This window comes from Streptomyces sp. NPDC058464, assembly GCF_042721035.1.
Lineage (GTDB): Bacteria > Actinomycetota > Actinomycetes > Streptomycetales > Streptomycetaceae > Streptomyces.
Genome location: NZ_JBHXMA010000059.1, coordinates 1 through 14,698 on the forward strand (window position 1 = coordinate 1; position 14,698 = coordinate 14,698).

The 14,698-nt window shown below is 70.8% G+C and carries 15 protein-coding genes; 10 read left to right on the plus strand and 5 right to left on the minus strand.

Going from position 1 to position 14,698, the window contains the following annotated elements; translation table 11 throughout:
- Positions 1-56: 56 nt before the first annotated feature.
- From sepH to ACFWPQ_RS46170, 3 genes are all read right to left on the minus strand, one after another.
- Positions 57-1,094, minus strand: coding sequence for a septation protein SepH (sepH, locus tag ACFWPQ_RS46160; RefSeq protein WP_384049529.1), 1,038 nt, complete (start codon positions 1,092-1,094; stop codon positions 57-59).
- A 552-nt stretch (positions 1,095-1,646) separates the two neighbouring features.
- Positions 1,647-2,966 carry a D-arabinono-1,4-lactone oxidase gene (locus ACFWPQ_RS46165; RefSeq protein ID WP_384049533.1) on the minus strand — a complete coding sequence of 440 codons (1,320 nt, stop codon included), beginning with the start codon at positions 2,964-2,966 and terminating at the stop codon, positions 1,647-1,649.
- Positions 2,926-4,164, minus strand: a complete 1,239-nt coding sequence (locus tag ACFWPQ_RS46170; RefSeq protein ID WP_384049536.1) for an MFS transporter — start codon at positions 4,162-4,164, stop codon at positions 2,926-2,928. The genes ACFWPQ_RS46165 and ACFWPQ_RS46170 overlap by 41 nt, the downstream gene beginning before the upstream one ends.
- Before the next feature lie 164 nt (positions 4,165-4,328).
- On the opposite strand from ACFWPQ_RS46170, the gene ACFWPQ_RS46175 reads away from it, so the two are divergent.
- Positions 4,329-5,456: a ferrochelatase gene (locus ACFWPQ_RS46175; protein ID WP_384049539.1), complete on the plus strand. Its 1,128-nt coding sequence runs from the start codon at positions 4,329-4,331 to the stop codon at positions 5,454-5,456.
- Between the two features lie 8 nt (positions 5,457-5,464).
- Entirely contained in the window at positions 5,465-6,280 is an 816-nt protein-coding gene (locus ACFWPQ_RS46180) for an inositol monophosphatase family protein (RefSeq protein WP_384049542.1), read from the plus strand.
- Positions 6,281-6,540: 260 nt separating this feature from the next.
- Here the strand turns inward: ACFWPQ_RS46180 and ACFWPQ_RS46185 are convergent, their stop codons facing one another.
- Positions 6,541-6,714: a hypothetical protein gene (locus tag ACFWPQ_RS46185; RefSeq protein ID WP_167450044.1), complete on the minus strand. Its 174-nt coding sequence runs from the start codon at positions 6,712-6,714 to the stop codon at positions 6,541-6,543.
- A 417-nt stretch (positions 6,715-7,131) separates the two neighbouring features.
- Between ACFWPQ_RS46185 and ACFWPQ_RS46190 the strand changes: the two genes are divergently transcribed.
- The 4 genes from ACFWPQ_RS46190 to ACFWPQ_RS46205 all read left to right on the plus strand — a co-directional run bounded on the left by ACFWPQ_RS46190 (position 7,132) and on the right by ACFWPQ_RS46205 (position 10,670).
- On the plus strand, positions 7,132-7,785 hold the full coding sequence (locus ACFWPQ_RS46190; RefSeq protein ID WP_003993508.1) for a response regulator transcription factor: 654 nt from the start codon (positions 7,132-7,134) through the stop codon (positions 7,783-7,785).
- Positions 7,786-7,790: 5 nt separating this feature from the next.
- Positions 7,791-9,041, plus strand: coding sequence for a sensor histidine kinase (locus ACFWPQ_RS46195; protein WP_384049655.1), 1,251 nt, complete (start codon positions 7,791-7,793; stop codon positions 9,039-9,041).
- A 401-nt stretch (positions 9,042-9,442) separates the two neighbouring features.
- On the plus strand, positions 9,443-9,739 hold the full coding sequence (locus ACFWPQ_RS46200; protein WP_003997302.1) for a DUF4193 domain-containing protein: 297 nt from the start codon (positions 9,443-9,445) through the stop codon (positions 9,737-9,739).
- Between the two features lie 13 nt (positions 9,740-9,752).
- Entirely contained in the window at positions 9,753-10,670 is a 918-nt protein-coding gene (locus tag ACFWPQ_RS46205; RefSeq protein ID WP_384049545.1) for a hypothetical protein, read from the plus strand.
- 136 nt (positions 10,671-10,806) lie between these two features.
- Here the strand turns inward: ACFWPQ_RS46205 and ACFWPQ_RS46210 are convergent, their stop codons facing one another.
- Positions 10,807-11,271, minus strand: coding sequence for a DUF3093 domain-containing protein (locus ACFWPQ_RS46210; protein WP_384049548.1), 465 nt, complete (start codon positions 11,269-11,271; stop codon positions 10,807-10,809).
- Positions 11,272-11,329: 58 nt separating this feature from the next.
- Between ACFWPQ_RS46210 and ACFWPQ_RS46215 the strand changes: the two genes are divergently transcribed.
- From ACFWPQ_RS46215 to ACFWPQ_RS46230, 4 genes are all read left to right on the plus strand, one after another.
- Positions 11,330-11,914, plus strand: a complete 585-nt coding sequence (locus ACFWPQ_RS46215; protein ID WP_384049551.1) for a PaaI family thioesterase — start codon at positions 11,330-11,332, stop codon at positions 11,912-11,914.
- Positions 11,911-12,492 carry a dUTP diphosphatase gene (gene dut, locus ACFWPQ_RS46220; protein WP_384049554.1) on the plus strand — a complete coding sequence of 194 codons (582 nt, stop codon included), beginning with the start codon at positions 11,911-11,913 and terminating at the stop codon, positions 12,490-12,492. Before ACFWPQ_RS46215 ends, dut begins: the two co-directional genes overlap by 4 nt.
- Before the next feature lies 1 nt (position 12,493).
- On the plus strand, positions 12,494-13,255 hold the full coding sequence (locus ACFWPQ_RS46225; protein WP_384049557.1) for a DUF3710 domain-containing protein: 762 nt from the start codon (positions 12,494-12,496) through the stop codon (positions 13,253-13,255).
- A 188-nt stretch (positions 13,256-13,443) separates the two neighbouring features.
- Complete coding sequence (locus ACFWPQ_RS46230; protein ID WP_384049560.1) at positions 13,444-14,613, plus strand: alginate lyase family protein; 1,170 nt, start codon at positions 13,444-13,446, stop codon at positions 14,611-14,613.
- The last annotated feature ends 85 nt before the right edge of the window (positions 14,614-14,698 follow it).

The following is a 14,698-nucleotide window of genomic DNA, read 5'->3' on the forward strand; positions in this document are numbered from 1 at the left end:
GTACGAAGAGGGGGCACGCTCGCGTGCCCCCTCTTCGTACTGCCTGTTCCGGCTTCCTACTCCTGCTTCTTGCGCCGCGTCCCGAAGACGATCTCGTCCCAGCTCGGTACGGCGGCCCGGCGGCCCGGGCGGACCCCGTCGGCCTCGGCCTGGCGGTCGGTGGCGCCGACCAGCCGGTCGCGGTGGCTGCCGACGGAGCGGGGCATGAGGACGTCCGCGTAGGCGGAGCCGGCCGAGGCCGCAGGGGCCGGGGGCTCCTCCGCCGCCGGTTCCGGCGCGGGCTCCTCCGGGGCCTCCACGGGGCGCTCCGGCACCACCATGTCGCCCCGGAAGCTCGGCACCGCCTCCAGCAGGCTGGTCAGCGAGTCCCGTTCGCTCGTGCTCTCCTCGACCGGCTCGGACGACTGCGCGGGCAGGCTCGGCCGCTCGCGGTCCCGGTCGCCGGGACGGTCCAGCGGGCGGTCGCGCGGCAGCCGCGCGATGCGCGGCACGAACGGAAAGCTGGGCTCCGGTGCGGCGAGGTCGTCGGACTCGCCGATCAGCGAGCGCGCCTCGTCGTCGACCGCCTGGACGAGCCGCCGGGGCGGGTCGTAGGTCCAGCTCGCCGAGTGCGGTTCGCCCGCGACCCGGTAGACGAGCAGGACCTCCCAGGTGCCGTCGTCGCGGCGCCAGGAGTCCCACTGCACGGTGTCCTTCTCGGCACCGCGCAGCACCAGCCGCTCCTGCACGGCCTCGCCGAGCAGTGGACCGGAGTTCTCGCCGGGCCGGCGGACGGGCGTCTTGCGGGCCCGCTCGGCCATGAAGGCGCGCTCGGCCAGTACCGGACCCTCGAAGCGCCGCACCCTGTCCACGGGGATCCCGGCGAGCTGGGCGACCTCTTCCGCGCTCGCGCCCGCCCGTATCCGCGCCTGGATGTCTCGGGGCCGGAGATGGCTCTCGACCTCGATCTCGATCTGGCCGAGCCGGGGCCGGTCGCCGCGTACGGCGGCACGGAGCCGTTCGTCGATCGGAAGGGTGTACTCCGTAGAGTCGGCAGCCTTGAGCACCAGCCGTGTGCCGTCATTGGAGACGGCCACGACACGCAGTTCGGGCATGGGGACCTCCCGGGTGGTGCCTGCCGACGTCACGTGCGTCGCTGCTTCCGCTAGTCGAGTGTGGCCTGCCCGGGTGCAGCCTGCCACAACCTTGCCGAGTTGCCCGGCGTGTCGGGCGTGAGCCCTGGGCCGCCGTTATGGCACGGTTACCTATTCGCAACGCTAAGTGACCAAAGCTGTCACCCTGTGCAACTAGCCCCCTCCCGGCGGTCCTGCAAGGCCTCGGACACCCCGGCGGGAGACCGGACCCAGGGCTCGCAACAGTACTCCATTCGGGCCACGTGCGTGGATTGGCGCGCCGCCCAACTTCTGGCAACAACCGCTCCTCGGCAGTTGTTTGCCCATCGCGGGCGATCTTGAACGTGGCGTACTTCACGCAATCTTCGGAAACGGAACCAATTGTTTCGTCCGTACGTCCCTTTCCTGCGCGGTCGGTCGAACAAGTGCGGGAAAGGAAGGCGGGGTTGGGAATGCGCGAAAGGCCCGGTTCTGATGACCGGGCCGGTGCGGGGGAGAGCGCGAGGGGGAGTTCGGAGCCGGGTGGCTCCCCGGCTACTGCCCCAGAACCCTTCGCAAGTAGTCGTTCTGGAACAGACGGTCGGGGTCGAGCCGGTCCCGCAGCGCCGTGAACTCGCCGAAGCGCGGGTAGACCTCGGCGAAGTAGCCGGCGTCCCGGGTGTGCACCTTGCCCCAGTGCGGGCGGCCCTCGTGCGCGGTGAAGATGCGCTCGGCGGCGGTGAAGTACGCCTGGTACGGCGTGCCCCGGAACATGTGCACGGCGATGTAGGCGCTGTCCCGGGCGGACGCGGTGGACAGGGCGATGTCGTCGGCGGGCGCGGTGCGGACCTCGACCGGGTAACTGATCCTGAGGTCCGACCGGTCGACCATGGCCTTCAGTTCGCGCAGGGTGTCCACCAGGGCTTCGCGCGGGACGGCGTACTCCATCTCGACGAACCGCACCCGGCGGGGCGAGGTGAAGACCTTGTAAGGGATGTCGGTGAAGGTCCGGGCGGACCAGGCGCGGGTGGAGATCCGCGCGATGGACGGAATGGTCGCGGGCACCGCGCGGCCGACCATGTTCACCGCCTGCCAGAGGCCGTTGGCGACGAACTCGTCGTCGAACCAGCCGGCCAGCTGCCCCACCGGCTGGGGCGGGCCCGCGCTGCGGTTGTTGCGCTTGGTGTTCGTCGACGCGGTGTGCGGGAACCAGTAGAACTCGAAGTGCTCGTTCTCCGTGCTGTGTTGGTCGAACTCGGCCAGCACCCGGTCGAAGGCCATCGGTTCCTCGCGGGCCGTGAGGAGGAAGACCGGTTCTACCGCGAACGTGATCGCGGTGACGATGCCCAGCGCGCCGAGGCCGACCCGCGCGGCCGCGAATATCTCCGGGTTCTCCTTCTCCGAGCAGGTGAGCACCGAGCCGTCGGCGGTGACCAGTTCGAGTTCCCTGATCTGCGCGGCGAGCGAGGCGGACTCGCGGCCGGTGCCGTGGGTGCCGGTGCTGGTGGCTCCGGAGACCGTCTGCTCCATGATGTCGCCCATGTTGGTCAGCGAGAGTCCCTCGCGGGCCAGGGCCACATTGAGTCTCTTGAGCGGCGTACCGGCCTCGACCGTGACGGTCATGGCCTTACGGTCGATGTTGCGGATGCCCGTCAACAGTTGAGGGCGGATCGAGAGACCGTCGGTCGCGGCGATCGCGGTGAAGGAGTGGCCGCTGCCGACCGCCTTCACCTTCAGGCCGTCCTCCGCCGCCTGCCGTACGGCCGCCGCCAGCTCGTCCACGGAGGCGGGCGTCACCTCCCGCGCGGGGCGGACGGTGACATTCCCTCCCCAGTTACGCCACGTGCCGCTCTTCCCGCTCGCTGTACTGCTCAACGGTGCCTCCCCGACCCGTGACCGGCCTGCTGAGCCGGCGGTACCCGAGGAAACCGACCGCGACCGCGACGGCTCCGGACACGGCCGGAACCCCGTACCCGGCACGGGCGCCGGCCGCGTCGATCACCCAGCCGGCGACCGAGGAGCCGAGCGCCACCCCGACCGCGAGGCCGGTGCTCACCCAGGTCATGCCCTCGGTGAGTTTCGCGCGAGGTACGTGCTTTTCGATGAGGGACATCGTCGTGATCATCGTCGGTGCGATGGACAGGCCCGCAACGAACAGCGCCACGGCCAGAAGCGGCAAGTTTCCGACCAGTAGGAGGGGGATCATACTCACGGCCATCGCGCATATGCCCAGCAGCCACCGGCGTTCCGGCTTCCCCCCGAACCGCATGAGCCCGAAGACCACCCCGGCCACGCAGGAACCCGCCGCGTACAGCGCCAGGACGATGCTGGATGCGGCCTTGTGGCCGCGTTCGTCGGCGAAGGCGACGGTCACCACGTCGACCGCCCCGAAGATGGCTCCGGTGGCCACGAAGGTCGCCACCAGCACCTGGAGACCGGGCGCACGCAGCGCCGAACCGCCGCCGTGGCGGTCACGCGGGTGCGGCTCGGGCTCGGTGGCCCGCTGGGCGGTCAGCCAGAAGACGCCGGCGGCGAGGAAGCCGGCGGCCAGCAGCGGGCCCGACTCCGGGAACCAGGTCGTGGACAGGCCGATGGAGAGGATCGGCCCGAAGATGAAGCACACCTCGTCGACGACGGACTCGAACGAGTAGGCGGTGTGCAGCTGCGGGGTGCCCCGGTAGAGGGCGGCCCAACGGGCCCGGATCATCGCGCCCAGGCTCGGCACCGCGCCGATCCCGGCGGCGCACACGAACAGCACCCAGTCCGGCCACCCGTAGTGCGCGGCGAACAGCAGTCCGGCCGCGGCCGCCAGCGCGAGCAGGGTCGCGGGGCGCAGGACGCGGCGCTGGCCGTGCCGGTCGACCAGCCGGGACACCTGCGGCCCGATCGCGGCGGCGGACAGTGCCATGGTGGCCGACAGCGCACCCGCGAGCCCGTACCGACCGCTGAGCTGGGAGATCATCGTGACCACGCCGATGCCCATCATGGACAGCGGCATCCGGCCGACGAAGCCCGCGGCGGAGAAGCCCTTGCTGCCGGGGGCGGCGAACAGGGCGCGATAGGGGCTGGGCACGGTGGTCTCCGACAGATGTACGAGGTAAGGCGTGATTGCGGCTGATACAGCTTACGAGTGAGGTGGCCGTCCTGCACCCGCCGGGTACCGGGGATAAACCTCCCGAATCCGACTCTTCATGCTCCTGTTTCCGGGCCGTCAGTGCCGGGTGGCAGGATCGGCTCATGCCAGACGCGCTCGATGCCACCCCCTACGACGCCCTGCTCCTGCTCTCCTTCGGCGGCCCGGAAGGCCCGGACGACGTGGTCCCGTTCCTGGAGAACGTGACGCGCGGGCGCGGTATCCCGAAGGAACGTCTCAAGGAAGTCGGGCAGCACTACTTCCTGTTCGGCGGGGTCAGCCCGATCAACGACCAGAACCGCGCCCTGCTGGACGCCCTGCGCAAGGACTTCGCCGAGCACGGCCTGGACCTGCCGGTCTACTGGGGCAACCGCAACTGGGCGCCGTACCTCACGGACACCCTGCGTGAGATGGTCGCCGACGGCCGCCGCCGCATCCTGGTGCTCGCCACCAGCGCCTACGCCTCCTACTCGGGCTGCCGCCAGTACCGCGAGAACCTCGCCGACTCGCTGGCCGCGCTGGAGGCCGAGGGCCTCGAACTCCCCGAGATCGACAAGCTGCGGCACTACTTCAACCACCCCGGCTTCCTCGACCCGATGATCGACGGGGTCCTCGCGTCCCTCGCCGACCTCCCCGAGGACGTCCGCGCGGGCGCCCACATCGCGTTCACGACCCACTCCATCCCGACCGCGTCCGCCGACACCTCCGGCCCGGTCGAGACGCACGGCGAGGGCGGCGCGTACGTCGAGGAGCACCTGGACGTGGCCGAACTGATCGCCGCCGCGGTCCGCGAGCGCACCGGCATCGACCACCCCTGGCGGCTCGTCTACCAGTCCCGCTCCGGCGCCCCGCAGATCCCGTGGCTGGAGCCGGACATCTGTGACCACCTGGAGGCGCTGCACGGCGCCGGGGCCCCGGCCGTCGTCATGGCCCCCATCGGGTTCGTCTCCGACCACATGGAGGTCCTCTACGACCTCGACACGGAGGCCACGGCCAAGGCGGAGGGGCTGGGTCTGCCGGTCCGCCGGTCCGCGACCGTCGGGGACGACCCGCGGTTCGCCGCCGCGATCCGCGAGCTGGTCCTGGAGCGCGCCGCCGTGGAGAGCGGGCGGGAGGTCACGCCGTGCGCTCTGGGCACGCTCGGCGCGAGCCACGACCTCTGCCCGGTCGGCTGCTGCCCGGCCCGCGCGCTCCGCCCCGCCGCGGCCGGCGCCGACAGCCCCTACGCGTGAGGAGCCCCGTGACCGACGCCCTGCACACCGACCTCCTGAAGCTCGCCCGGGAGGCGGCCGCCCGCGCGGGCGAGCTGCTGCGGGACGGCCGCCCGGCCGACCTCTCCGTGGCCCGGACCAAGTCCAGCCCGATCGACGTCGTGACCGAGATGGACATCGCGGCGGAGAAACTGATCACCGACCTGATCGCCGGTCACCGTCCCGACGACGGCTTCCTCGGCGAGGAGGGCGCGTCCACGCAGGGCACGAGCGGCGTGCGCTGGGTGATCGACCCGCTCGACGGCACCGTCAACTACCTGTACGGGCTGCCGACCTGGGCGGTCTCCATCGCCGCCGAGCAGGACGGGGAGACCGTGGCCGGCGTCGTGGCGGCCCCGATGCGGGGCGAGACGTACCACGCGGTACGCGGCGGTGGGGCCTGGGCGACCGGGGCGTGGGAGGGCGAGCGGGAGCTGCGCTGCCGTCCGGCGCCGCCGCTGGACCAGGCCCTGGTGTCGACCGGCTTCAACTACGTCACCGAGGTCCGCACCCACCAGGCCGAGGTCGCGGCCCGGCTGATCCCGCTGCTCCGCGACATCCGGCGCAGCGGTTCCGCGGCGATCGACCTCTGCGACGTGGCGTGCGGCCGGCTGGACGGCTACTTCGAGCGCGGGCTGAACGCGTGGGACTGGGGAGCGGGGGACCTGATCGCCCGCGAGGCCGGCGCCCGCACCGGTGGACGCCCCGGAGAGCCCCTGTCCCGCGATCTGACGGTCGCCGGCACCCCGGGTGTCTTCGAGTCCCTCCAGCGCCTCCTGGAGGACTTCGGAGCCTGGCACGACTGAGGACGCCTGAGGGAACGCCGCCCGCGTGGGCGGAGGGTGCTTCGGCACCGCCGGAGACCGCCGTCGTGGCTTGGCGCCGTGCCGGCGGGAAAAGAAAGATGATGACGGACGTCGGCGGGCCGATCTCGCGAAAAAGATCCCTTGTCCTGCCGGTCGGCAGGAATCGAACGCCGTTGCGGTGGGAATGGATCAGGTACGAGCAGGGCCCCGGCGCTGGATTCGCCGGGGCCCTGTTCTCGTGGTGTCCTGCTGCGGGACTGTCAGACGCTGGTCGCGCCGACTTCCACACCGTGTTCGGCTGCGAGGCGGCGCAGGTCGTCGAGCTCGGCCTGTTCCACTTCGACGAGGAAGTCGTCACCCTCGTCACGAGCCCTCGTGATGTCGGACTCGGTCGCCTTTATGCGCTGCAGAAGTCCTGCGGTGAATGCGTCCATGCTGCGCCCCCTCGTCCTGGGTCGTGGGTCGGTGGCACGGGGGTGTGCCGTTCAGAAGGGGCGATCACGTCTCTTGCGGGTGCCCAGCGCTGCCCAGCCGGGCGGCGACGGTGCCGGACACCCCCATCGTCCACTCTGCTGTAGCGGCGGTGTACGTACCGCATGGTGCTGCGGCACATGCAGAGCGTGATCGCGGGGTGTACATGCCGTCCTCCCCCCGCTCCCCTCCGTGGAAACCTCAACCGCAGGAGAAAATCTCGCATTCCCGCCCGGCGGCCTCCGATCCGACTGCCGGGGTCCCTGTCTTACTGCCGACTTATGGCCGAAAAGGGCAGGATGGAGGTCACACCCCACGGAGAACCCTGCCCGCGTGCGCCGGTGCGCGCTACGCGAGTGGACAGAGGAAGGACAAGCGACGTGCGCGTACTCGTCGTCGAGGACGAGCAACTGCTCGCCGATGCGGTGGCCACCGGACTGCGCCGGGAGGCCATGGCCGTCGACGTCGTGTACGACGGTGCGGCCGCCCTGGAGCGCATCGGCGTCAACGACTACGACGTGGTCGTCCTCGACCGCGACCTCCCCCTGGTGCACGGCGACGACGTCTGCCGCAAGATCGTCGAGCTCGGCATGCCCACCCGCGTGCTGATGCTGACCGCTTCCGGTGACGTCAGCGACCGCGTCGAGGGCCTGGAGATCGGTGCCGACGACTACCTCCCCAAGCCCTTCGCCTTCAGTGAGCTCATCGCGCGCGTGCGCGCCCTCGGCCGCCGTACCAGCGTCCCGCTGCCGCCCGTCCTGGAGCGCGCCGGCATCAAGCTCGACCCGAACCGCCGCGAGGTCTTCCGCGACGGCAAGGAGGTCCAGCTCGCGCCGAAGGAGTTCGCCGTCCTGGAGGTGCTGATGCGCAGCGAGGGCGCGGTGGTCAGCGCCGAGCAGCTCCTGGAGAAGGCCTGGGACGAGAACACGGACCCCTTCACCAACGTCGTGCGCGTGACCGTGATGACCCTGCGCCGCAAGCTCGGTGAGCCCCCGGTGATCGTCACCGTCCCCGGCTCGGGATACCGGATCTGATGACCGTGGCCACGACTCCCGCGCCCCCACAGGCGCCCCCCAAGCCCACCTGGGACCCCAGAAGGCCGCAGCCGGTCCTGCCGTGGCTGCGCCCGACCATCCGGATACGGCTCACCCTGCTGTACGGCGGCATGTTCCTGATCGCCGGCATCCTGCTGCTGTCGATCATCTACCTGCTGGCCGCGCAGGCGATCAGCACCGGAAACCAGCCGTTCTTCAAGATCGTCAGCGGCTCCGACATCAAGGTCTCCAGCGACAAGTGCGCGGCGATCACCGGCATGCCCAACGTGCCGATCACGGAATTCAACGCCGCGATCGCCCAGTGCGTGGACCACCAGCGCCAGGCGGCCCTGGACGACCTGCTGAGCCGCTCGCTGCTGGCCCTGCTGGGCCTGGCCGTGATCGCCTTCGCGTTCGGCTACGCGATGGCCGGCCGGGTGCTGTCCCCGCTCGGCCGGATCACCCGCACCGCCCGCGCGGTGGCCGGCTCGGACCTGTCCCGCCGGATCGAGCTGGACGGCCCGGACGACGAGCTGAAGGAGCTCGCGGACACCTTCGACGACATGCTGGAACGGCTGCAGCGGGCCTTCACCGCCCAGCAGCGCTTCGTCGGCAACGCCTCCCACGAGCTGCGCACGCCCCTGGCGATCAACCGCACGCTCCTGGAGGTGCACCTCTCGGACCCGGGCGCGCCCATGGAGCTGCAGCAGCTCGGCAAGACCCTGCTGGCCACCAACGAGCGCAGCGAGCAGCTCGTGGAGGGCCTGCTGCTGCTCGCCCGCAGCGACAACCAGATCGTCGAGCGCAAGCCGGTCGACCTGGCCGAGGTGGCCTCCCAGGCCGTCGACCAGGTGCACGCCGAGGCGGAGGCCAAGGGCGTGACGATCCGGGGCGTGCGGAAGCCGGCGGTGGTGCAGGGCAACGGCGTGCTGCTGGAGCGGGTCGCCCTGAACCTGCTGCAGAACGCGGTGCGCTACAACGTGCCCGAGGACGGCTGGGTCGAGGTCGACACGGAGATCCAGCACGGGCAGGCGGTGCTGTCCGTCTCGAACACCGGGCCGGTGGTGCCGGCGTACGAGATCGACAACCTGTTCGAGCCCTTCAGGCGGCTCCGTACCGAGCGCACGGGCAGCGACAAGGGCGTCGGCCTCGGCCTGTCCATCGTGCGGTCGGTGGCCCGGGCGCACGGCGGGTACATTGCGGCCCAGCCTCGCGAGGGCGGCGGTCTCGTGATGCGGGTCACGCTGCCGGTCTGACGCCGTTACAAGATCGCGACACACGCGGGGGATGTTCGCTTTGCGCTGAATTTTCCAGCGGCGCGGCACATTCCCCCGTGTGTGATCGATCACAAGGGCGGATTTCCGGCCATCTACTCTCTGTGATCATGACTAGGGGAATAAAGCCGGGAAAATCCCTGTTTTCAGGGGTCTTGATCACGGGAAGTACAGGGTGAGGCGCCTTTGAAGTGCCCCGGCAGGACCGTGTACGGTCCCCATCGCCATTCAACCTGATCACTCTTGAGGGGTCCGGTTGGGTGTCGATTGAGTAACAGACCTTGATGTGAGGCAAAATCTCCGCCTCGGGTCGGGCACAAGTCCGGCCTCTCACGCGTTACGTGCGCTGGAGACACCGCAGACACCCAGAGGGGGAGAGCGACATGGCAACCGATTACGACACTCCACGCAAGACCGACGACGACGTCGACTCGGACAGTCTTGAAGAACTGAAGGCCCGGCGGAACGACAAGTCAACGTCCTCGGTGGACGTCGACGAGTTCGAGGCCGCCGAAGGCCTGGAGCTGCCCGGCGCGGACCTCTCGAACGAGGAGCTGGCCGTCCGGGTGCTGCCCAAGCAGCAGGACGAGTTCACCTGCATGAGCTGCTTCCTGGTGCACCACCGCAGCCAGCTGGCCCGGGAGAAGAACGGTCAGCCGATCTGCCGCGACTGCGACTGAGGGCGGGTCGGGCATGACTGGCTCGACCCCACCTCGGAAGCGCCGCTTCCCGCTGCCGGGAGCGGACTCTGGGCCGTCCGACGGCCCACGTGCGCGTGACGACGAGCGGGGCTCATCCGAACCGGGAGCCTCGCTCGAACCGGCGGCCGGCCGGGGTGACCTCCCGGTGTCGGCGGACCAGCCCGCGCCCGTCGCCCGGCGACGGGCCGCGGTCATCCGCGACAAGGCCGTGGACATGGCCCGGGAAGGCGCCCGTAAGGGCGGCAGCCGCGCTAAAGCGGGGCTGGCGTACCTCGCGGACCGGATCATCGAGATCGCCCCGCGTGTCCCCGTACGTGACCTCGCGTCCCTGCGCCGGCAGTTCCCGGGTCTCGGGCCCGAGCAGCTCGCCGACAAGCTGGTGGCGGGCGCGGCGGGCGCGACCTCGGCGGTCGGGGCCGGTGTCGGGGCGGCCGCGATGCTGCCGGTGCCGCCGGCCATGCCGACCGAGCTGGCCGCCGAGATCACCGGGGTCGCGGCGATCGAGCTGAAGCTGATCGCCGAGCTCCACGAGGTGTACGGCGTGCGGCCGCCGGGGAACCTGAAGGCCCGCAGCACCGCCTATCTGTCCTCCTGGTCGGGGGAGCGCGGGATCGACGTGATGAAGCCGTCGACGATCAACACGGCCCTCGGGGGCCAGATGAAGCGCGAGCTGCGTCAGCAGATCATGAAGCGGGTGGTGCGGGACCTGCCCAACCTGATGCCGTTCATGGTGGGTGCCGCGGTGGGAGCGGTCATGAACCGCAGGGACACCAGAAAACTCGCGGCGCGCATCCGGGCGGACCTGAGAAAGATCCAGGTGCCGTGGGAGGAACTGCCGGAGCTGCCGCCGCTGGAGAAGCCGGCGGAGCCGCTGCCGATCGCCGAGCTGCCGGAGGACTTCGGGGGCTGACGGCCGTTCCGGGGACGCGGGCGTTCAGCGCTCCGCGGTTCGGCAGCGCCCCGAAGGGGCGCGGGGAACTGCGCGACCAGCCACGACGGCGCCGCAGTCGGCAGACGGCAGATCGTGGCACTTCCGGTGGGGGCGCTTACCCCTTCGGGGTCTTCGCCGCCTCGATCGCCGCCGCCAGGGCCTCCGGCTCCCGGGTCGACAGGTACAGGTACGGCGTCGGGTCCTCCGGGTCCGTGACCTCCACGCGCAGGGCCCTCGGGATGTAGGAGCGCAGCAGGAGGAAGGCGCGGACGTCGGCCTTGTAGGTGCGCCAGGCGCGCGCCTCGTCCGGGTCCAGGACCTCCGACGAGCCCAGGGCCGACACCGGGATCCGCGCCTCGCCCGCGATCAGCGAGTCGCCGACGACCCGGATGCGCGGGGAGCCGTACGAGCTGGCCACCACCGCCGCCGCCGCGGTGCCGCCGACCAGGCCGCCCAGCATCGGCAGGGTGCCGAACGGCAGCAGGACCAGGGCGAACGAGACGCCGATCAGGAAGCTGAGGAACCACCAGGACCGGGGGGCGGTCAGGCGTTCTTCGTACGGGGTCGCGGAGAGCTGCATGGAGCCAAGCTTGGCACGGTGTCCGGATTCACTGGACGCGCGGGTAAGGTCTGCGCCTGTGAGTGGTAGTTCCGCAGCTCTTCAGCCTCCCGCCAGTGCCCGGAAACCGGAGCGGCACCCCGACGCGCCCGCGCCCGGTCAGCTCATCGGTGCACACTACGAACACTGTTTCGGGTGTGGTCACGGGCAGTCCCACGGGCTGCACCTGGAGGCACGGGCCGGCGAGGGCGTCTCCCTCACCGCCGAGTTCACCGTGCGCCCCGCCCACCAGGGCGCCCCGGGCCTCGCGCACGGCGGCGTGCTCGCCACCGCCCTCGACGAGACGCTGGGCTCGCTCAACTGGCTGCTGCGGAAGATCGCCGTGACCGGACGGCTGGAGACCGACTTCGTGCGGCCCGTGCCCGTCGGCACCACCCTCCACCTGGCGGCCGAGGTGGTCGCCGTGGCCGGCCGGAAGATCTACTCGACCGCCACCGGACGCATGGACGGCCCCACGGGACCCGTCGCCGTCCGTGCCGAGGCCCTCTTCATCGAGGTCCCGGTCGAGCACTTCGTCGACAACGGCCGCCAGGAAGAGATCCAGGCCGCCATGAAGGACCCCGACCAGGCCCGGCGCGCCCGCGCCTTCGAGGTGAATCCGTGAACTCCGCAAGTCCAGTGACCCCGGCCCGCTCGGCGAGCCCGCTCGGCGTCCTCGTGCGCCGCGTCGACCCCGACGTACCGCTTCCGGCGTACGAGCACCCCGGCGATGCCGGGGCCGATCTGCGCACCACGGAGGTGTGCGAGCTGAAGCCGGGGGAACGGGCCGTGCTGCCCACGGGAGTGTCGATCGCCCTCCCGGAGGGGTACGCGGCCTTCGTGCACCCCCGCTCGGGGCTCGCCGCCCGATGCGGTGTGGCCCTCGTGAATGCCCCGGGGACGATTGATGCCGGGTACCGTGGGGAGATCAAGGTGATCGTGGTGAATCTCGACCCGCGCGAGGTGGTGCGGTTCGAGCGCTTCGACCGGATCGCCCAACTGGTCGTCCAGCAGGTCGAGAGGGTCCGCTTCCAGGAGGTGGCGGAACTTCCCGACTCGGCGCGGGCCGAGGGGGGCTTCGGGTCCACCGGCGGTCATGCCGCGGTGGGCGACGTGAGCGGCACAAGCGGTCAGGCCGCCGAGGGCGGTCGGACAGGTGGGAATCGATACGCTTCGGTCGTATCCGACCGGGAAGGACAGTGACGTGTTCGGACGTCGCAAGAAGAAGGGTGCCGCCGAGGACGCGGCCGGCGAGGCCGAGCAGGTCGTCGACAGCGTCGACACCGAGGCGGACGAGGAAGAGGGCGAGCGCGAGCGCGTTCGTCTGGAGCCGGAGCCCCGGCCCGACGGGCCGTGGGACGACACCGAGGTGCGCGAGCCCGGCGAGGGCCGGGTGGACCTGGGCGGTCTGTTCGTGCCCGGCGTGGACGGCATGGAACTCCGGGTCGAGGTCGCGGGCGACGCGATCGTCGCGGCGACCGTCGTGCTCCGCGACAGCGCCGTCCAGCTGCAGGCCTTCGCCGCGCCCAAGCGCGAGGGCATCTGGGGCGAGGTCCGCGAGGAGATCGCGACCGGCATCACCCAGCAGGGCGGCATCGTCGACGAGGTCGAGGGGCCGCTGGGCTGGGAGCTGCGCGCCCAGGTGCCGGTGCAGCTGCCGGACGGCACGGGCGGCTTCCAGGTCGTGCGGTTCGTCGGTGTGGACGGCCCCCGCTGGTTCCTGCGCGGGGTGATCTCCGGGCAGGGCGCGGTGCAGCCGCAGGCGGCCGGACTCCTGGAGCAGATCTTCCGGGACACCGTCGTGGTCCGCGGCGAGGGCCCGATGGCGCCCCGCGACCCGATCGTCCTGAAGCTCCCCAACGACGCCCAGATGGTCCCCGAGGGCGTCCAGCAGGAGGAGTCCTCGCGCTTCTCCGGCGGCATGGGCCAGCTCCAGCGCGGGCCGGAGATCACCGAGGTCCGGTAGCGGAACGGGCAGGCGACGAGGGCCGTACCCCACACCGGGGTGCGGCCCTTTCACATGCCCGGGTGCTCCGGTGTGAATGACTCCTGCTTACTTCACACCTTGACGGAAGTCTGGTCCGTACCTACGGTCTCGATTCACGCCTACGTTCACAGAGGCGCTCCACGTTCACATACGAGAACGGAGTCGCTGTGCGTCGTATCCCCCTGCTCGCGGCCGCGGGAGCTCTGCTCCTGGGCGTCTTCACGGCCCCCGCCGCCCACTCGGCCCCCAGCACCTTCGTGCACCCCGGGGTCACCGTCTCCAAGGCCCAGCTGGACTTCGCCCGCACCGAGGTGCTGGCCGGCGCCCAGCCCTGGAAAGCGGCCTACGACCAGATGATGGCGAGCAAGTACGCCGACCTGAACCGCACCCCCACACCCTGGGCGACGGTCGAGTGCGGCTCGTACTCGAACCCCAACTACGGCTGCACCGACGAGCGCGAGGACGCGATCGCCGCCTACACCGACGCCCTCGCCTGGTACATCACCAAGGACGCCCGCTACGCCCAGAAGGCCATCCAGATCATGGACGCCTGGTCGGCCACCATCACCAGCCACACCAACAGCAACGCGCCCCTCCAGACCGGCTGGGCGGGCTCCTCCTGGCCCAAGGCCGCCGAGATCATCAGGTACACGTACACCGGCACCTGGGCGAACGAGGCCCGCTTCGCCACCATGCTGCGCAACGTCTACCTCCCCACCGTCATCAAGGGCTCCAACTCCAACGGCAACTGGGAGCTGTCGATGATGGAGGCCGCCGTCGGCATCTCCGTCTTCCTGGAGGACAAGACGTCGTACGACACGGCCATGGCCAAGTTCCGCACCCGCACGGCCGCCTACGTCTACCTGGCCTCCGACGGGTCGGTGCCGAAGACCGTGCCCAGCCAGAACCTGGACACCACCGCCAAGATCGTCTCCTACTGGCAGGGCCAGTCCACCTTCGTCACCGGCCTCACCCAGGAGACCTGCCGGGACTTCACGCACACCGGGTACGGCATCTCCGCGATCTCGCACGTCGCCGAGACCAGCCGGATCCAGGGCGAGGACCTGTACGGCACGGACGTCGGCGAGCGGCTGCGCCAGGCGCTCGGCTTCCAGGCCAAGTACCAGCTGGGCACCGCCGTCCCCAGCTGGCTCTGCGGCGGCTCCCTCAACCTCGGGCTCGGACCCGTCACCGAGGTCGGCTACAACGCCCTCCACAACCGCCTGGGCATCGCCATGACCAACACCCAGACGCTCACCCTGAACAACCGCCCCGCGGGCAGCAACAACCTCTTCGTCGCCTGGGAGACCCTCACCCACGGCGACAACCCCAACTGACGTGCACGGTGATGGGCGCCGGACCCGCGGTACCGGCGCCCATCAGGGTTGCGTCAAAGATGCCCGCTGCCGGGCCCCCTGCCCC

Excerpts from the sequence above, each read along its gene's own strand:
- sepH (WP_384049529.1), bottom strand. The coding sequence starts at position 1,094 with ATGCCCGAACTGCGTGTCGTGGCCGTCTCCAATGACGGCACACGGCTG.
- ACFWPQ_RS46175 (WP_384049539.1), top strand. The coding sequence starts at position 4,329 with ATGCCAGACGCGCTCGATGCCACCCCCTACGACGCCCTGCTCCTGCTC.
- ACFWPQ_RS46185 (WP_167450044.1), bottom strand. The coding sequence starts at position 6,714 with ATGGACGCATTCACCGCAGGACTTCTGCAGCGCATAAAGGCGACCGAG.
- ACFWPQ_RS46200 (WP_003997302.1), top strand. The coding sequence starts at position 9,443 with ATGGCAACCGATTACGACACTCCACGCAAGACCGACGACGACGTCGAC.
- ACFWPQ_RS46205 (WP_384049545.1), top strand. The coding sequence starts at position 9,753 with ATGACTGGCTCGACCCCACCTCGGAAGCGCCGCTTCCCGCTGCCGGGA.
- ACFWPQ_RS46210 (WP_384049548.1), bottom strand. The coding sequence starts at position 11,271 with ATGCAGCTCTCCGCGACCCCGTACGAAGAACGCCTGACCGCCCCCCGG.